The sequence below is a fragment of the uncultured Aquimarina sp. genome, from assembly GCF_947495315.1.
In the GTDB taxonomy this organism is placed as follows: domain Bacteria; phylum Bacteroidota; class Bacteroidia; order Flavobacteriales; family Flavobacteriaceae; genus Aquimarina.
This window is the reverse complement of record NZ_CANLYD010000014.1, coordinates 88,711-105,454: the sequence shown is the minus strand read 5'-3', so window position 1 is coordinate 105,454 and position 16,744 is coordinate 88,711. Positions and strand designations below refer to the sequence as shown.

The 16,744-nt window shown below is 32.7% G+C and carries 21 protein-coding genes; 16 read left to right on the top strand and 5 right to left on the bottom strand.

What is annotated here, in order from left to right:
• Window positions 1-56 precede the first annotated feature (56 nt).
• Entirely contained in the window at window positions 57-1,730 is a 1,674-nt protein-coding gene (locus Q0910_RS21200) for a tetratricopeptide repeat protein (protein ID WP_299221125.1), read from the bottom strand.
• Between the two features lie 182 nt (window positions 1,731-1,912).
• On the opposite strand from Q0910_RS21200, the gene Q0910_RS21195 reads away from it, so the two are divergent.
• The 8 genes from Q0910_RS21195 to Q0910_RS21160 all read left to right on the top strand — a co-directional run bounded on the left by Q0910_RS21195 (window position 1,913) and on the right by Q0910_RS21160 (window position 7,218).
• On the top strand, window positions 1,913-2,695 hold the full coding sequence (locus tag Q0910_RS21195; RefSeq protein WP_299221122.1) for a hypothetical protein: 783 nt from the start codon (window positions 1,913-1,915) through the stop codon (window positions 2,693-2,695).
• Complete coding sequence (locus tag Q0910_RS21190) at window positions 2,692-3,309, top strand: glycoside hydrolase family 19 protein (RefSeq protein WP_299221120.1); 618 nt, start codon at window positions 2,692-2,694, stop codon at window positions 3,307-3,309. Before Q0910_RS21195 ends, Q0910_RS21190 begins: the two co-directional genes overlap by 4 nt.
• 64 nt (window positions 3,310-3,373) lie before the next feature.
• On the top strand, window positions 3,374-4,336 hold the full coding sequence (locus tag Q0910_RS21185; RefSeq protein ID WP_299221117.1) for a 2-hydroxyacid dehydrogenase: 963 nt from the start codon (window positions 3,374-3,376) through the stop codon (window positions 4,334-4,336).
• Complete coding sequence (locus Q0910_RS21180) at window positions 4,330-4,950, top strand: hypothetical protein (RefSeq protein WP_299221115.1); 621 nt, start codon at window positions 4,330-4,332, stop codon at window positions 4,948-4,950. Before Q0910_RS21185 ends, Q0910_RS21180 begins: the two co-directional genes overlap by 7 nt.
• A 276-nt stretch (window positions 4,951-5,226) precedes the next feature.
• Window positions 5,227-5,643: a response regulator transcription factor gene (locus Q0910_RS21175; protein ID WP_299221112.1), complete on the top strand. Its 417-nt coding sequence runs from the start codon at window positions 5,227-5,229 to the stop codon at window positions 5,641-5,643.
• Window positions 5,644-5,793: 150 nt separating this feature from the next.
• The gene (locus Q0910_RS21170) at window positions 5,794-6,315 is read left to right on the top strand and encodes a DUF4199 domain-containing protein (RefSeq protein ID WP_299221109.1); all 522 of its coding nucleotides are present in this window, start codon (window positions 5,794-5,796) and stop codon (window positions 6,313-6,315) included.
• 10 nt (window positions 6,316-6,325) lie between these two features.
• Window positions 6,326-6,784, top strand: a complete 459-nt coding sequence (locus Q0910_RS21165) for a DUF1801 domain-containing protein (protein WP_299221107.1) — start codon at window positions 6,326-6,328, stop codon at window positions 6,782-6,784.
• A 50-nt stretch (window positions 6,785-6,834) separates the two neighbouring features.
• Window positions 6,835-7,218: a VOC family protein gene (locus tag Q0910_RS21160; protein ID WP_091411717.1), complete on the top strand. Its 384-nt coding sequence runs from the start codon at window positions 6,835-6,837 to the stop codon at window positions 7,216-7,218.
• Here Q0910_RS21160 and Q0910_RS21155 read toward each other — a convergent pair.
• Window positions 7,213-8,160: a hypothetical protein gene (locus Q0910_RS21155; RefSeq protein ID WP_299221105.1), complete on the bottom strand. Its 948-nt coding sequence runs from the start codon at window positions 8,158-8,160 to the stop codon at window positions 7,213-7,215. The genes Q0910_RS21160 and Q0910_RS21155 overlap by 6 nt on opposite strands.
• Window positions 8,161-8,364: 204 nt before the next feature.
• Here Q0910_RS21155 and Q0910_RS21150 point away from each other — a divergent pair, with 204 nt between their 5' ends.
• The 6 genes from Q0910_RS21150 (at window position 8,365) to Q0910_RS21125 (ending at window position 11,199) form a co-directional block, all read left to right on the top strand.
• Window positions 8,365-8,790, top strand: coding sequence for a MarR family transcriptional regulator (locus Q0910_RS21150; protein ID WP_299221103.1), 426 nt, complete (start codon window positions 8,365-8,367; stop codon window positions 8,788-8,790).
• A 152-nt stretch (window positions 8,791-8,942) separates the two neighbouring features.
• Window positions 8,943-9,329 (top strand): TM2 domain-containing protein, encoded by a 387-nt coding sequence (locus Q0910_RS21145; protein ID WP_299221100.1) that lies wholly within the window; start codon window positions 8,943-8,945, stop codon window positions 9,327-9,329.
• A gap of 85 nt (window positions 9,330-9,414) precedes the next feature.
• A complete protein-coding gene (locus tag Q0910_RS21140; protein ID WP_299221097.1) occupies window positions 9,415-9,738 on the top strand; it encodes a metalloregulator ArsR/SmtB family transcription factor in 324 nt (107 codons plus the stop codon).
• A gap of 33 nt (window positions 9,739-9,771) precedes the next feature.
• Complete coding sequence (locus Q0910_RS21135; protein WP_299221095.1) at window positions 9,772-10,257, top strand: DUF6428 family protein; 486 nt, start codon at window positions 9,772-9,774, stop codon at window positions 10,255-10,257.
• A complete protein-coding gene (locus Q0910_RS21130) occupies window positions 10,258-10,755 on the top strand; it encodes a GNAT family N-acetyltransferase (protein ID WP_299221093.1) in 498 nt (165 codons plus the stop codon).
• Between the two features lie 18 nt (window positions 10,756-10,773).
• Window positions 10,774-11,199, top strand: a complete 426-nt coding sequence (locus Q0910_RS21125; protein ID WP_299221089.1) for an arsenate reductase ArsC — start codon at window positions 10,774-10,776, stop codon at window positions 11,197-11,199.
• A gap of 54 nt (window positions 11,200-11,253) precedes the next feature.
• Here Q0910_RS21125 and Q0910_RS21120 read toward each other — a convergent pair whose 3' ends face one another.
• The 3 genes from Q0910_RS21120 to Q0910_RS21110 are packed head-to-tail and all read right to left on the bottom strand — an operon-like array spanning window position 11,254 to window position 14,893.
• The gene (locus Q0910_RS21120) at window positions 11,254-13,062 is read right to left on the bottom strand and encodes a lysophospholipid acyltransferase family protein (protein ID WP_299221041.1); all 1,809 of its coding nucleotides are present in this window, start codon (window positions 13,060-13,062) and stop codon (window positions 11,254-11,256) included.
• Window positions 13,063-13,115: 53 nt separating this feature from the next.
• Window positions 13,116-14,369, bottom strand: coding sequence for an aspartate kinase (locus Q0910_RS21115; RefSeq protein ID WP_299221039.1), 1,254 nt, complete (start codon window positions 14,367-14,369; stop codon window positions 13,116-13,118).
• Window positions 14,370-14,413: 44 nt separating this feature from the next.
• On the bottom strand, window positions 14,414-14,893 hold the full coding sequence (locus Q0910_RS21110; protein WP_299221036.1) for a GNAT family N-acetyltransferase: 480 nt from the start codon (window positions 14,891-14,893) through the stop codon (window positions 14,414-14,416).
• 176 nt (window positions 14,894-15,069) lie between these two features.
• Here Q0910_RS21110 and fbp point away from each other — a divergent pair, with 176 nt between their 5' ends.
• Together fbp and Q0910_RS21100 are read left to right on the top strand one after the other, a co-directional pair.
• On the top strand, window positions 15,070-16,080 hold the full coding sequence (fbp, locus tag Q0910_RS21105; RefSeq protein ID WP_299221033.1) for a class 1 fructose-bisphosphatase: 1,011 nt from the start codon (window positions 15,070-15,072) through the stop codon (window positions 16,078-16,080).
• Window positions 16,081-16,389: 309 nt separating this feature from the next.
• The gene (locus Q0910_RS21100) at window positions 16,390-16,743 is read left to right on the top strand and encodes a fructose 1,6-bisphosphatase (protein WP_299221030.1); all 354 of its coding nucleotides are present in this window, start codon (window positions 16,390-16,392) and stop codon (window positions 16,741-16,743) included.
• Window position 16,744: the final 1 nt, after the last annotated feature.

The following is a 16,744-nucleotide window of genomic DNA, read 5'->3' as shown; positions in this document are numbered from 1 at the left end:
GACAAAAAGTGGCAAAACTCATAATCAGGTAATTTTACCTGAAAAACAACAGGATTTTACAAGGATTGTATAAACTGTTCCAGTTCTTCTTTTGCAGACAACCCTAGTTTTTTACGGATACGATATCGAACAGATTTAATAGCATCTTGAGAGGCATTACGAATAGTCATTATCTCTTTAATGGATAAATTTAATCGTAACAAGGCACAGACTTCTCTTTCCGTTTTAGTAAGTTGAGGATATAATTTTAAAAGTTTAGTATCAAAACCCTGATTAATATCACTTATTTTATGTTGTAGACTTGTAAGTTTACCCTCGGTACCAATTTGTGATTTCAATTCCTTGGTTAGCGAGGTTAAAGAAGCTCTTAGCTCTTCTGGTTTCTTTTCTGCCAATTCTTTTTTAAGTTGATTGAGTAGCTCTTCTTTAAAGTTGAGACGCATTGTATTGTCAGCTACCAACCTTTTAATTTCTTCTTCTTTGACTATAATTTTTTGATCTAGCAATTCTTTTTGAGCTTTCTCTTTTTCTAGTTTTTCTGCAATAATGCTTGCTTTGCTTTTGTAATTACGGCGGACTTGCATGGCGATAATTATTGCTCCCACCGCAGTTATTATAAAAAGTATAAAATACAACCATTTTTTTGACTTCTCAGCTTCAGCCAACAATGCTACTTCTCTTTTTTCTTGTGCAAAAGCCAGACTATCAGCCAGTTTTTCCTGATTAAATTTATAATTTAATTCTAAAGCTTGAATTTTTTTTACGTTTTCGATATTAAAAATAGAATCAGAATGCCTATTAAACATGCGGTAGTTATTGTAAGCCCCCTTATAATTTCCTATCTGAGCAAATAGATAACTCTTTCTAAGATATGCTTTTGCTATACGTTCCCTAAACTTTTCTCTATTTGCTATATATAATGAAGAATCGGCATATATAAGTGACTTATCAAATTCTTTGGTTCTTTTGTAAATGTTAGAAATGTTATAGTATGCTGTACATAAAGAATATGCCCTGTTATGTTTTTTCGCATATTTAACATTTTCGAATCCTAACTTAATAGCTTCATTGATATTACCCAATTCTCTATATAAGGCTCCTAAATTATTATTAACCCTTTGCACATCATCGTTACTATTGATAGTAATAAATAGTGATTTTGCCTCCTTATAACAAATGAGAGCAGAATCTAACTTTTTACTTTGTCTATAGGAAACACCCATCATATTGTACCCAGCAGCAATACCATGAGTGTCTTTAAAAGGTTCTTTGATTTTTATTGATTTTTTATACAAGGAAATAGCCTTATCATGAGCATCTTGATGTCGATATACCATGGCCATATTGTGATAGACATCAGATACGTGCAAAGAGTCATTTTCACTTTCATAAATCTCTTTAGCTTTAAAATAATAATCCAATGCTTCAGCATGATTTGCTTCTCTGCGGTTAATCACACCTTTTACAACATACGCTTTAGCTAATTGTTGTTGATTCGGTTTTTCATTCGCTGCATATATTAGTTGCAGCGCCTCATCAACGAGTTGCTCTGTCATGCTAAAGTCTCTATCATACTGCACTTCTGCCAATGCTAGTAATGCGTTTATTTTTATAGAATCTGTCTGAGCTAGTTTAACTTCTTTTTGTAAACGGACTAAGGTAGAATCTACTCCCTGGGCTAAGGAAAATAGAGGTAAGAGGAGGAAAAAGGAAATAAAATAATGGTTCATGATACACAAACTTACTAATAAAGTTTTGAAAATACTCTTAAACACACAAACTAGAAATATCATTCACGTTTTAATTTAAATACCATTTAAAAATCAAAAAACACGTATAAATACTATGTTTTTTACTGGTCTAAATTTTATAGTTTTAAGGCACTAAACAATTAGTTTCAAAATCCAAAATTATGGCTACTGTAACCGATACAACTAAAACCCCGGTCGAGACAACTAAAACAATTTCCCCAAAACCAGAAATTGTTCCAGGAATCTCTAAAGAAATTATTAATGAGTTAAGCAACGAGATAAATAACATGCTTTCGTTTGCGATTTATAATGGTATCACCATTAACACAGAGGTTAATACCCTTATCCAAAACAGTTCTGTAGATGATTTAATAAATGCCCATAATTTATTGTGTAAAAATATTGCTCCTGCAACTCCTAAGTCCATTGAATACACTAAAAAACTATATCAACAAGGGAAAGAAAAAACATTATTCAGTAAGCTTCCTCTTGTAAGAAATCTAATCTTTCTAGCACTTTTTTTTCTTGCTGCATTTATTATTACCGGTCTTTCTCCCGATGTAAATAACGATTCATTGGATAAAGGCATTATGGACAATCAAGGAGTGTCCCTACTTCTAAACCTCGGGTTCTTAACGGCCATCTCTGGTTTGGGAGTTCTTTTCTACCTGCTTAAAAGTGTAAGTGCAGCAGTAAAAAATGGTACTTTGGTACCAGAAGATACTATATATTACATAGCACTAATTGTATTAGGTGTTATTGCCGGTTTGATTTCTTCAGAGATTATCGCTTTTTATCAAAAGGACGCTCAGGATATTAATCTATTTAATAAAGGATTAATGGCTCTTATTGGTGGATTTTCATCAGATGCTATTTTTAGCATTTTACAAGGTATTATTGATAGAATAAAAGCCATTTTCATACCTTCAAGCTCAGCATCATGATTACAGAAGAAAATTTCAAGACTTTAATTCCAGATGTAAACTGGAAGTACGCAAGCAAATATGTGTCTTTATTTGACACCGTTTTACCAGAATACGATATCAATACTCCTTTAAGAAAAGCACATTTTCTTGCTCAGGTAGCTCATGAAAGTGGTGGATTTAAGTTCGTATCAGAAAACTTAAACTATTCTGCAAAAGCATTATATGGGGTGTTTAGGAAATACTTCGCCACTCTAGAAGCTGCAAACGTTTATGCGAGACAGCCAGAAAAAATTGCTAATAAAGTATATGCCAACAGAATGGGTAATGGAACAGAATCCAGTGGTGATGGATGGAAATATAGAGGAAGAGGTTTGATACAATTAACAGGAAAATCAAACTACCAAGCGCTTTCTAACACTACCAAACAGGATTTCATATCTAATCCTGATAAAGTTTCGAATCCAGAGTGGGCATTAACTTCTGCCTGCTGGTATTGGCAGAAAAGAAACATCAACAAATATGCAGATGCTGATGATATCCATATGGTCACTAAACTTATTAACGGTGGATATAATGGATTACAAAGCCGACAACATTTCTTAGAAGAGTTTAAAAAACTATTTAAGCTATAATTGTACTTTCATTAAAAATATTTCATCTTTTATTGGTTATTTTTGAAATACCAATAAGCAAATCATGAAAATACTTCACATAGATGCCAATCATCCATTACTAATTCAGCAACTAAGTGATGTAGGTTTTGAAAACGAAGAAGATTATACTTCGACCAAATCAGAAATCGAAGCAAAAATTAGCCAATATCATGGTATTATTATCAGAAGTCGTTTTAAGATAGATCAAGCTTTTTTGGATCAGGCAAAAAACCTCAAGTTTATTGGTCGTGTAGGTGCGGGATTAGAGAGTATCGACACTGAATATGCAGAAAAAAAAGGAATCAAACTCTTCTCTGCTCCTGAAGGAAATCGTAATGCTGTAGGAGAACACGCGCTAGGAATGATCCTATCGTTATTCAATAAATTAAACACAGCGGATCATCAGGTAAGAAATGGACAATGGAATCGCGAAGAAAATCGAGGCATAGAACTCGACCTAAAAACAGTTGGCATCATTGGCTATGGTAATATGGGTAAAGCTTTTGCGCGTAAACTAAGAGGTTTTGATGTAGAAGTTATCTGTTATGATATCAAACCTGATATAGAGAATAGCGACGCTACGCAGGTAATACTAGAGGAACTTTTTGAAAAAACAGATGTCTTGAGTTTACACACTCCTTGGACGCCACTAACCGATAAAATGATTACTACTAAGTTTATCAATAAGTTCAAAAAACCTTTCTGGCTTATCAATACTGCAAGAGGAAATAGTGTAGTCACAAAAGATTTGGTAGAAGGACTAAAATCCGGAAAGATCTTAGGTGCTGGATTGGATGTGTTAGAATATGAAAAATCTTCTTTTGAAAACCTGTTCACTACTGAAAAAAACATCATATCAGGCTCTGTCAAGATGCCGGAACCATTAAAAGAATTACTGCAATTAGATAATGTGATATTAAGCCCTCATATAGCAGGTTGGACTGAGGAGTCTAAAGAAAAACTTGCTCAAACCATTGTAGATAAAATCAAAGCCGAATTTTGCTAAAAGAAGTTTTTATATCGCTCGTATCTAAATATTCAGTAGATAAAGAATATGCCAATTCTTTATGGGATGAAATCGCTAAAAATCATAGTAAGAAAAATAGATATTATCACAACCTATCGCATCTGGAAAACTTATATTATAACTTACTTTCGATACAAGAAGAAATTTTGGATTGGGATATTATTTTATTTGCAATATTCTATCATGATTTTGTGTACAATGTTTTAAAACAAGATAATGAAGAACAGAGTGCACAAAAAGCCATCGATGTACTTCGTTCATTATCCATAGATCCTGAAAGAATACAACTTTGTAAAGAAATTATCCTTGCAACAAAAGGACATCAAATTTCGGAGAAAATGGATGTCAATCATTTCACCGATGCCGACCTTTCTATTTTGGGGAGTACTTGGGCAGATTACGAAACATACTATAAGAATGTAAGGAAAGAATACAAATACTATCCCGACTTTATGTATAACAAAGGCCGAATTAAGGTATTAAAACACTTTATCGATATGCCCAGGATTTTTAAAACTGATTATTTCTATAATACCTTAGAAAATCAAGCGAAAAATAATCTAAGGCAAGAAATCAATTTACTGTCTAAATAAATTAAAACTATTTAATATTTCAAATCAAAATGTGTTCCTTCTCCCTGGACGACAGTGCTATGGTAATGGGCGAGATGGAGCGTAGAGAAAGGATGAGGGGTTTTCGCACCAAAGCCCTCACCTTAATCCTCTCCCAAAGGGAGAGGAAACTTATAAACATAGGTAATAAGGAATTAGATACTACTCTAATATATTCTTACATCAAATTCACTTTAAATAAACTACTTAACAACTGGCTTATATGGTATTAAACTTCAGTTTTATTACATTTATATCGTGAGGAAAACCATTTTTATTTTTGGAGCTTTAGTTGTAGCATTACTTACACTTTTTCAGTTAAGTACATATAGTCTTGTTTCTGGTAATACCTCAATAGAATTTATTATTGCCGGAATCGCCATTGTCTTTTTCATAATTGGAGTTATTATTAATAAAAAAGTATTACATAAGTACAAGGGCATCACTAAAGAGATCGATCACAAAAAAATAGAAACTCTAGGATTAAGCAAACGTGAATATGAAGTGTTGTGCGAAATAGCTTTAGGATTATCAAATAAAGAGATTGCGCAAAAGCTTTTTGTTTCCGAAAGCACCATAAAAACCCATGTATCTAACATGTTAGTAAAATTAGACGCGAAACGTAGAACTCAAGCCATACAAATTGCAAAAGAGTTTCAGATTATCCCTTTGTAAAAGATTTTTATACAAGAGTCCTGTACAATTTGTTTATTGCATTCCGATGCGTACATTTTTTGAAAACATGGTAATTTCATACTTTAGTATGAGTGATTTTTTAGTTTTCGAAACTACTTTTGACATAAATCATTAAATAAAAACATACAAATGAAAAATACTGTTTTACGCTACGGAGTATATGGAGCAATAACCATATCTGTACTATTCCTATTAGCATTGTTTTTAGGTAAAAATCTATCATACGGCTTGCAAGAGGTTATTGGTTATACCACCATGGTAGTGTCTTTAATTTTCGTCTTCTTTGGGATAAAACACTATCGAGATAAAGAAAATAACGGAGTCGTATCTTTTGGAAAAGCATTAGCAATAGGTGTGCTCATTTCTCTGTTTGCTGCTATTGCATTTGGACTTCTGGATGTGATTTATATAAAATATATCAATCCCGATTTTACCACAGAATACTATACTCGTATGGTCGAACAACTATCAAACTCTCTTCCTGAAGCAGAATATAAGATAAAACTAGCCGAATTAGAAGCTCAAAAAGAAATGTTCTCCAGTCCATTGATGAATTTTTTATTAATGTCGGCAACTGTACTTATCATAGGATTTATAATTTCACTAATTTCAGGGCTCATTCTACAACGAAAACCTTCAACTAATAATTAAAGCTAACAGTATGCAATACAAAGCCAATACACCAGATGAATATATTGAGGCAATTCCTGAAGAACGTAAAGAAGTAATGCAAAACCTTAGACAGGTTATTTTAGACAACTTGCCAAAAGGATTTTCTGAAGTAATTAGCTACGGAATGATCGGTTATGTAGTTCCACATGAACTATATCCTGATGGATATCATTGTGATTCTAAATTACCATTACCTTTTATGAATATTGCTTCTCAGAAAAATTTTATTGCCATCTATCACTCTGGGATTTATGCTGATAAGAATTTAATGGATTGGTTTGTAGGAGAATATCCAAAATATGTAAAAACAAAATTAGACATGGGAAAAAGTTGTATCCGTTTTAAAAAAATCGATCAAATTCCTTTACAATTGATCGGCGAGTTAGCTACCAAAATGACTCCACAAGAATGGATAGATACCTATGAGTCTGCTATAAAAAATAAATAAAAACAGTAATATTATTCTTTCTATAAAGAAAAAACAAATTAAAAAAACAGATGAAAAGAGTAACAGGATTAGGTGGTTTTTTTTTCAAAACAAAAGACCCCAAAACAACAAAAGAATGGTACGGTAAGCATTTAGGATTACCTGTTGATGACTATGGATGTACTTTCTGGTGGAAAGATAAAGATGGAAATGATTGTTCTACACAGTGGAGCCCGTTTAAAGAAGATACCAACTATTTTTCTCCCAGCAAAAAGGAATTCATGATGAATTTTAGAGTGGAAAATCTAGTAGAACTTCTAAAAGTACTAAAAGAAGAAGGGGTAAAAATAGTTGGCGAAATCGAAGAATACGAATACGGAAAATTCGGATGGATTCTGGATCCCGAAGGCAACAAAATTGAACTATGGGAACCCATAGATAAAGCATTTTTATAAGCTTACATCTCCAGACTCTATCTTATCGATCATTGTTTTCCAGATATTATAGTGATCACTATCTGCTTCTATAACCTGAACATTTTTAGATTTAAGAAAGTCTAATTCATAAGAGGTGGGAACACCTACATTTCCATCCTTGTTACCGTAGAAAAAAGTGATATTAGATAAGTCTTCTTTATCTTTTAATAGTTGGGTATAATCATGTTGTCCAATAGCAGCTTTTAGGAAGTTTTTAGCCGTTCTTATTTGAAAATATTTCCTAGAACGGTTTGGATTAGGAGGTCTATTCTCATCAGGTATTCTCAGTGCTTTACCGTCTTCTTGAAAATTGGCATTTATATCTTTAAGTTGATATACGGTCTGCAGAGAATCTGCCTTAAATCTTCCTCCAGTGATTATATATTTATCCGCTAAGGAAGGATAATTGGCAAGGTAATTTGGAATTACAAATGCACTGTACGAGTGACCTGCAACAACAACATATTTACCACGATCCTTAAAATATTTGATCGCACGATACATGATTTCTGAAGTATTGGCGGTTTCTTTCTCTGCCATTTCTAAGTTAAATTCATCTTTCCAATTAAAAATTTCTTTATTATACGTAGTAGCTTGATGAAGGTTGACGTTATAATAATTCTTAAAGTTAGGTAGATATGACATCGAAATCTTCCCATTAAACTCATAATCCAACTGATTTTTAGGGCCTCCATCTCCAAGAATAAGTACTGTATCCTTTTCTATGGAACCTTCTGCAATCCATAACTGAGTAGTGTCTTTAGATAATACTGTTGGGGCATAATTATACTTTATTGGCTCCTTGTACTCTGCTATAGTGTTTTCTGCTATAGTGTTTTTAGTACTCGTCTTAGAAAATTCGCATCCCAAAATTAAAAAAGTACATGCTACTCCAAATAAATAAAAAGTGATAAGTTTCATTGTTTTACATTTTTAAGGGTTAAAAAGTATCTTAATATTAAGATACTTTGCAAATCTATATAAAATATCTTAATATTGAGATATATTTTGTAATTTTATTTCTGAAAAACAAACATTTACCTTTTTTATATGATAGAAAAAGACATCATCGACCATTTAATTTCTGATTGGAAAAATCAACGTCCAGAGCTAGACCCATCCGCTATGGAAATAGTAGGGAGAGTTATGCAACTTGGCAAAAAGTTAGAAAAAAGTGCTGGTGCTGCTTTGAAAGATAGTGGCATTTATTATACGGATCTAGATGTACTAGCTACATTAAGACGATCCGGGAAACCCTATCTCTTAACGCCCAAACAATTACGAGAATCAGTATTAGTAACATCTGGCGCTATGACAGCACTATTAGGCAGACTAGAAAAAATGGAACTTGTTTATCGTTCTCCAGATCCAAAAGATGGACGTATTAAGGCCGCTGCTCTTACAAAAAAAGGAGTTGAAATAATTGATAAAGCTATCAAAGTTCGTTTCGCTGAAGCAAGTAAAGCGGTTAGTGGTCTTTCTGAAAAAGAGCAAAAACAACTAGTGCCGCTGCTTAAAAAACTATTGTTTACAGCAACTAGAGATACATAACTCTCATTTTTAGGAAATCATTGAAAATGTACAAATCATCAAATTAACAAAAACATGTCAATTCTATAGTGTTACCTTTTCAGGATCATCCTATACAATCATATTTTTTTGTAACTTTCTACGCATTAATCAATTGTATATAAAACATACTTATGAGTGAAGAAAACAACAATTTGGGTGACGATTTAAAAAAAGGAGCCGAAGAAGCAGCAGAAACAGTAAAAGAAAGTGCTAAAGAGTTTACTCAAGAAGCAAAACAATTTGTTGATTCTAAGGATAATAAAAAAGTGTTAGCGGGTATTTTAGCTATTCTACTAGGTAGTTTAGGAATACACAAATTCATTTTAGGATATCAAAAAGAAGGCTTTATCCTTTTAGGTATTTCTTTAGCAGCATACGTTCTATCTTGTCTGGCAGTTGGATTACTTTTTATTTGGGTACCTAGTCTTATTGGATTAATAGAAGGAATTATCTACCTAACCAAATCAGATGATGAATTTTATCAAACCTATCAAGTAGGAAAAAAACCTTGGTTCTAAAAAATATGTAAAAAGCTAGAAAATAATAATCTAGCTTTTTTATTTCATTTTAATATCGTAATATTGCGATATTAAAATATAAGTCATGGGTATTACTAAAACTCAAATTTTTGATCAAAGACAGAATGAGCTAGCTCAACTCTTTAAAATACTTGGTCATCCTGCTAGAATTGCCATACTGCAATACATAAGTAAACAGAATGCTTGTATATGTAATGATCTGGTAGAAGAAATTGGGTTAGCACAAGCTACCATATCCCAGCACCTTAAAGAATTAAAAAGTATTGGATTGCTAAAAGGAGAGGTCGAAGGAAAAAGCATGTGCTATTGTATCAATATTGATACATGGAATGAATTACAACAAAACCTAAACTCATTTTTTAATACTACAAAACAAAATTGCTGTTAGAACTAACAAGAAATTAATTATAAAACGAACCTTATGAATACATCAGAATTTATCTCATTATTGGGAGAACATCAAGATAAACCCCTACTCTTTGAATATGCTCCGGGAATGTTAGTAGGTGCTAATTATCATATCACGGAAGTTAAACATGTTTCTATTGATTCTGTAGATTGTGGAGCTGGAACAGATTCCTGGAAAGAAACGATTATTCAGTTATGGGAAAGCCCAAGCGAACTAGGAAAGCGTGACTACTTAAGCGCTTACAAAGCGTTAGGTATTCTTCGTAAAGTAGGAAAAATGACAGCATATGATATGGATGCTCCAGTAAAAATTGAATACGGAAATGCTATGTTTCACACAGCACATTTACACGTTACAAATGCTACAATTAACGATGGACAACTGATCATAAAACTAGCTGTACAACCGACAGATTGCAAAGCCAAAGAAACCTGCGGTGTTCCAGAACCATCTGCTGTAGAAGCAACATCATGTGCACCAGGCAGTGGATGTTGTTAGATGAACTCCAAGATTAAAATACAATCTTTTAATCAATCGGATTGGTCCTATATCGCCAAAATCTATAAAGAAGGGATTGATACCGGTATAGCAACTTTTGAAACTAATGTACCTGATTGGAATCAATGGAATCAATCACATAGTAAGTCTTGTAGGCTAAAAGCTGTCCTGAAAAATGAAATTATAGGCTGGGCGGCACTATCACCGGTTTCTAATAGAGATGTATATAGCGGTGTTGCTGAAGTTAGCATTTACATAACATCAAAATATCGAAATTTTGGTATAGGAAAGCTACTTTTGGCAAAACTTATTGAGGAAAGTGAGCAAGAAGGATTCTGGACATTGCAAGCAGGAATTTTTAGTAATAATGCGGCTAGCATCAAATTACACACCTCTTTAGGATTCAGGATTATTGGATATCGGGAAAAAGTAGGTAAGCTACAAGAAACCTGGCATGACAATACCATTTTAGAACGTAGAAGTAAAAAAATAATATAACCAAAAAACACCACAGTAATGAACATTTTAGTACTATGCACAGGAAATTCTTGCAGAAGTCAAATGGCAGAAGGCTATCTAAAGTATTTTGCAAAAAACAATGCAACCATTTATAGCGCGGGTGTAGAAACTCATGGAGTAAATCCGAAGGCTATTTCGATCATGAAAGAAGATGGAATTGATATTTCTAATCATACATCTAACAATCTTGAAGAATATCTGAATATAAATTTTGATTATATCCTAACGGTTTGTGATAACGCAAAAGAAAGATGTCCTTTCTTCCCAGGTAAAGCAGAACGTTTACATTACAACTTTTTTGATCCTTCAAAAGTTGAAGGAACAGAAGAGGAAATTCATGCAGCTTTCACTAAAACAAGAAATCAAATTAAAGAGTATTGTAAAGATTTTGTAGAAAATAATGTCCTAAAGGGTATTTCGTAAAACAGTTATAACAAACCTTCAGGGCACTAAAAATCTTGAAGGTTTCTGTTTACATTATTTATCACCATTCTTAAAGTATTTCTGCTCCAATTCTGCCTGAAATTCTTCCATAACAGGTTTTACTGTGCTATCAGGAAGATCTGCTATACGAATATACATTAAACCATCCACGGCATTATTAAACAATGGATCTACATTAAATGCCACCACTTTTGCATTTTGCTTGATATATTTCTTTATTAAAACAGGTATACGAAGGCTTCCTGGTTCGATTTCATCAATAATCTTATCGAATTTGTTGAGATCGCTCCTACTCTCATCAAACACAAAATCTTTATCAGCATCTTTAAGTTTTACCTTGAATTCCTTTTTCGGCCTAACATATTGAGCTACATACGGATCGTAATAATGAGACTTCATAAACTCAATCATCAATGATTTAGAGAAATTACTAAACTTATTACTAATGCTTACTCCACCAATTAAGTATTTGTGATCAGGAAAACGGAGTGTACAATGTACAATACCTTTCCAAAGTAAAAACAACGGCATAGGACGCTGCTGGTATTCTTTAATAATAAAAGCTCTACCCATTTCTATGGATTCGCTCATCATTTTATGAAGTTCTGGTTCGAACCTAAATAGATCTTGTAAGTAAAACCCATCAATACCTAGGTTAGCATAGATTTCATTACCCATTCCCATGCGATAAGCACCTGCTATCTTCTTTGCTCCTATATCCCATAAAAACATATGATGATAATAATCATCAAATGGATCTAAATCGATGGATTGATTTGTTCCTTCTCCAATTTCTCGAAAAGTAATTTCTCGTAACCTACCTATTTCATGAACAACATTAGGTATCACCTCTTTTTTAGCTAGAAAAACTTCATAGTTTTTACTAGCTAATAAACGCTTATCATTGTTACGACAATATTCTAATTCGGATTCGATAGAATTAATACTTCCTCCAGAGGCAATTTCTTTTGGAGATTTCGGAAGTTTTAAATTTTGAGGTATAGACTCCATCAATGTCTTTTTCTCATAAGGATTAGCCAACATATAGGTTTTTTTACGTAAAAAATTTGTAAAATTCTCTATATTACTATATTCTTCCTGATCTTTAACAGATACTGGATTACCAATTCTAACCTTTATTACTTTATTCTCTTGCGAAAAAAGTTCACTAGGCAGTTTAGCTGTTCTCAATGTATCATTTATCGATGCCAGCTTATAAAAAAGCCTACTATTTCTTGCGTGAAAATATATCGGAATTACCGGAACCTTTGCTTTTTTCACAAGTCTCATTGCTCCTTTTTCCCAAGGTTTATCAACATATTGTTTACCTTCTTTGAAGGTTGATACCTCGCCTGCAGGAAAAATCCCCAATGGCATTCCGTCTTTAAGATGTAAAATTGCTTCTCTAATTCCTTTAATGCTTGACTTTGCTTCCTTTCTGTTCTCAAAAGGGTTAACAGGCATGATATATGGCTTCAAAGGAGAAAAATTATGTAAAAGGAAGTTCGCTATTATCTTATAATCAGAACGATGTTCAAACATTAATTTAAGCAACAAGATCCCATCTAGTCCACCAAGTGGATGATTTGATAATGTAATAAAAGCACCATTTTTAGGTAATCGTTTTAGGTCTTCTGGTGGAATTTCGAAAGTAACTCCATAAATATCTAAAACCTTATTAACAAATTCCTTACCCTCTAAGTGGCTAATACTATCATAATGGCGATTAACTTTTGATAACCGAGTGATTTTTAGAATCATCCAACCAATAAAAGTGCCAATAAAGCCAAGTTTATCCAATTTAAGCCCTTTGGCTACTTCTTTTGAGGTGACTACCGCCATTAAATACGTTTTGTGCTAACTACAAATATAACAAAATCATGCAATAGGACATCTTACTGTTTTGCAACCATTTGATAGGTTTCTTTTGTACTTTGTTTAAGCAAAATATCCTTGTTTTCTTCTAAAGATTGTATTGCTTCTTCATCAAAGTGTCTAATCGTGTATAAAGACACACTTTTTTCATATACAACGCTGAATTTTGCCTTTAAATGTGACAACAATTGATCAAAATGATTGAATTTATCATCCAAGCATACAGAAAAACTTATTGCAGAATTCTGAATAAGATCTACTTTTAAGTGATAGGTATGAAAAAGACTAAAAATTTCACTTATGTTATCTTCTACAATGAAAGAAAAATCTAACGAAGAAAGTGACAGCAATATTTGATCTTTCTTCACAATAAAACAAGGTATGTGAGGTACTAATCTTTGCCCTTTTTTAACAGAAGTACCATCATCCAGCGGATTAATAAATGATTTAACATATAGAGGAATCTCTTTTCGTTGTAATGGTTGTAAGGTTTTTGGGTGAATCACCGAAGCTCCATAAAAAGCCAATTCTATAGCTTCTTCATACGAAATTTGTGAAAGCAACTTAGTGTTCTCAAAAACTCTTGGATCTCCATTAAGTACTCCAGGAACATCTTTCCAGATAGATACACTATTGGCATTTGTACAATATGCAAAAATCCCAGCACTATAATCACTACCTTCTCTACCTAATGTGGTAGTAAAATTATTAGCATCGGATGCAATAAAACCTTGTGTTATTGTCAACCCCTTTTTATCTACTTTTTCGGTAATACTTTGTTGAGTTACCTCCCAGTTAACCGTTGCATCGCGATAGATATCATCTGTCTTGATAACTTCTCTGGCATCCAACCAATTATTAGCATATCCCTCTAAAGATAAATACTCACTAACTACCGTTGTGGCAATTAATTCTCCGTAGCAAACTATTTGATCATATACATAATCATACTGAACGGACTTATTTCTCTTTAGCGTGGTCTCCATATCCGAAATAAGTGAATTGACCTTCTCAAACACCGGATGTTGTTTATTTTCGAAAAGATCCTTTAGTATTTCAATATGATATTTCTTTATAAAATCTATGGAGTTTTTAAGTTCTCGACTATTGTTTAAGTAATGATCTACAACAATTTCTAAAGCATTGGTAGTTTTACCCATTGCAGAAACAATAATCACTATATTAGAATTACCTACTTTCTTTAATACTTCGATTACATTTTTTACTCCTTTAGCATCTTTTACAGATGCTCCACCAAACTTAAAAACTTTCATTAATATATTAATTTTGTGACCATCTCAGATTCCATAGATCAATATTAAATTTTCGAAACGAATTCATTTAATCCTTGCTCATCCATTTGCACAACTTGCCATCCTTCCAGAATTTTAGCACCACTTTTTAAGTAAAAATCAACCGCTGGTTTATTCCAATCTAAAACATTCCATTCGACTCTTTTTACTCCTTTTTCTTTTCCATATAACATAACTCTTTTGTATAATGCCATTCCGACACCAATTCCTCGCATAGACTCTCTAACTATGAGATCCTCAAGATGTACTGTTTTTCCCTTCCAGGTAGAAAATCTAAAATAAACTAATGCTAAACCTACAATTTCATCCTTTGTTTCGGCAACAAAGCAATGAAACAATGGTTGTGCTCCAAAACCATCTTTGATTAAGTCCTTAACTGTTACGTCTACAGCATCCGGTTCTTTTTCAAAAATTGCTAATTCTTCAATAAGTGTTAGTACTTGTGGCATATCATCGGCCACAGCATCTCTAATTATATAATCCATAGGTCAAAAGTTTATCAAAACTATAAAATATGTATCAGAAACCAGACAATTTTACAATGTTATACCAATCTAATTTCAGTTTTTATAATTCTTAAAAAAGTTTAACAAATTAGGATAGCGAAAACGTTGTAGTTATCTAAAAAATAATATTTTTGCACAAAATCAACATAACCAAGATGGCAAGAAAAAACCAAACCTTAGGAGAGTTTATTATTGAAAATCAAAAAGATTTCCCATATGCCAGTGGAGAACTTTCTCGATTGATCAATTCAATTCGTTTAGCGGCAAAAATGGTAAACCATGAGGTGAACAAGGCTGGCTTGGTTGATATTACAGGAGCGATTGGTGAGACTAATATACAAGGAGAAGATCAACAAAAACTAGATGTTCTTGCTAATGAAACCTTTATCAATACACTTACAAATCGAGAAATTGTTTGTGGAATAGCTTCTGAAGAAAATGATGATTTTATTACCATTAAAGGGCAAAAAAGTGATCACAGGAACAATTATGTTGTTCTTATGGATCCATTAGATGGTAGTTCTAATATCGATGTTAATGTTTCGGTTGGGACCATCTTTTCGATTTATCGGAGAGTAACCCCTACAGGAACACCTGTGACTATTGATGACTTCCTACAACCAGGTAATTTACAGGTTGCTGCGGGTTATATTATTTATGGGACTTCGACAATGCTGGTATACACTACAGGACATGGTGTTAATGGTTTTACGCTAAACCCAGCTTTAGGAACCTATTATTTATCACATCCTAATATGACATTTCCTGAGGATGGCAACATTTACTCAGTAAATGAAGGTAATTATATTCATTTCCCGCAAGGAATCAAAGACTATATAAAATACTGTCAAGAAGAAAAAGAAGACCGCCCATATACTTCTAGATATATTGGGTCATTAGTGAGTGATATACACCGTAATATGATTAAAGGTGGAATTTACATGTATCCAAGTACATCTAAATCTCCTAATGGAAAACTTCGTTTATTATATGAATGTAATCCTATGGCTTTTATAGCAGAACAAGCAGGAGGATCTGCCAGTGATGGATTCAGAAGAGTTTTAGAGATCAAACCAACAGAATTACATGAACGTACTCCCTTTATTTGTGGTAGTAAAAATATGGTAGAAAAAGTAGAATCTTTTATGAAGGCAACGGAATCATAAAAGATCCGAGAATTCCAGAAAGTCATTTCTACATTTTTTTTAAACTCATTTTTATTTTATCTATCATTCAAAAAAAATGATAGATAAACAAACTGAATACTATTATTTTTTATTATTCTTGTACTATAGATAAAAAACCAAAAGAGTTCTCCCCACATAACCTCTTTAAGGTCTATGGTTAAATAAATCTATCTTACTCGTCATAAAAGCAAACAACATTTAACATTATCAGTCCATAACCCTAGTTTTTAATGTTTTTATGTTAAATTTACGTATAGCTCATAAAAACAACAACATAAATTAACCAAAATGGCGAAAGAAAATAAGGCTGTTGAAGAAAAAGTAGTAAACGATCCATCTTCAAAAATAGAAGCAATAAAGAACCTAATCTTCGGAGAGAATATTGCAGCTTACAATTCTGAATTTGATGCAGTAAAAAAAGATATTTCTTCTAAAAAAAAGGAGCTTGAAGATTTCATCGAAAATACTCGTAAAGAATTAAACCAGGCAATAGACAATCTTAGTACTGATATCAATATTAGAATTACAGAATTGGAGGATAATCTGGAGGATAAGGTAGAAATGCTGGATGATAAAAAGGTGGATAGAAAAACATTAGGTGATCTCCTGATCGCTATGGGAGAGAAAATCAACAAGAAGTAAT

What these genes read in the sequence shown, in the direction of transcription:
- Q0910_RS21200 (WP_299221125.1), bottom strand. Translation starts at nt 1,730, where the DNA reads ATGAACCATTATTTTATTTCCTTTTTCCTCCTCTTACCTCTATTTTCC.
- Q0910_RS21195 (WP_299221122.1), top strand. Translation starts at nt 1,913, where the DNA reads ATGGCTACTGTAACCGATACAACTAAAACCCCGGTCGAGACAACTAAA.
- Q0910_RS21190 (WP_299221120.1), top strand. Translation starts at nt 2,692, where the DNA reads ATGATTACAGAAGAAAATTTCAAGACTTTAATTCCAGATGTAAACTGG.
- Q0910_RS21185 (WP_299221117.1), top strand. Translation starts at nt 3,374, where the DNA reads ATGAAAATACTTCACATAGATGCCAATCATCCATTACTAATTCAGCAA.
- Q0910_RS21170 (WP_299221109.1), top strand. Translation starts at nt 5,794, where the DNA reads ATGAAAAATACTGTTTTACGCTACGGAGTATATGGAGCAATAACCATA.
- Q0910_RS21165 (WP_299221107.1), top strand. Translation starts at nt 6,326, where the DNA reads ATGCAATACAAAGCCAATACACCAGATGAATATATTGAGGCAATTCCT.
- Q0910_RS21160 (WP_091411717.1), top strand. Translation starts at nt 6,835, where the DNA reads ATGAAAAGAGTAACAGGATTAGGTGGTTTTTTTTTCAAAACAAAAGAC.
- Q0910_RS21155 (WP_299221105.1), bottom strand. Translation starts at nt 8,160, where the DNA reads ATGAAACTTATCACTTTTTATTTATTTGGAGTAGCATGTACTTTTTTA.
- Q0910_RS21150 (WP_299221103.1), top strand. Translation starts at nt 8,365, where the DNA reads ATGGAAATAGTAGGGAGAGTTATGCAACTTGGCAAAAAGTTAGAAAAA.
- Q0910_RS21145 (WP_299221100.1), top strand. Translation starts at nt 8,943, where the DNA reads ATGAGTGAAGAAAACAACAATTTGGGTGACGATTTAAAAAAAGGAGCC.
- Q0910_RS21140 (WP_299221097.1), top strand. Translation starts at nt 9,415, where the DNA reads ATGGGTATTACTAAAACTCAAATTTTTGATCAAAGACAGAATGAGCTA.
- Q0910_RS21135 (WP_299221095.1), top strand. Translation starts at nt 9,772, where the DNA reads ATGAATACATCAGAATTTATCTCATTATTGGGAGAACATCAAGATAAA.
- Q0910_RS21130 (WP_299221093.1), top strand. Translation starts at nt 10,258, where the DNA reads ATGAACTCCAAGATTAAAATACAATCTTTTAATCAATCGGATTGGTCC.
- Q0910_RS21125 (WP_299221089.1), top strand. Translation starts at nt 10,774, where the DNA reads ATGAACATTTTAGTACTATGCACAGGAAATTCTTGCAGAAGTCAAATG.
- Q0910_RS21120 (WP_299221041.1), bottom strand. Translation starts at nt 13,062, where the DNA reads ATGGCGGTAGTCACCTCAAAAGAAGTAGCCAAAGGGCTTAAATTGGAT.
- Q0910_RS21115 (WP_299221039.1), bottom strand. Translation starts at nt 14,369, where the DNA reads ATGAAAGTTTTTAAGTTTGGTGGAGCATCTGTAAAAGATGCTAAAGGA.
- Q0910_RS21110 (WP_299221036.1), bottom strand. Translation starts at nt 14,893, where the DNA reads ATGGATTATATAATTAGAGATGCTGTGGCCGATGATATGCCACAAGTA.
- fbp (WP_299221033.1), top strand. Translation starts at nt 15,070, where the DNA reads ATGGCAAGAAAAAACCAAACCTTAGGAGAGTTTATTATTGAAAATCAA.
- Q0910_RS21100 (WP_299221030.1), top strand. Translation starts at nt 16,390, where the DNA reads ATGGCGAAAGAAAATAAGGCTGTTGAAGAAAAAGTAGTAAACGATCCA.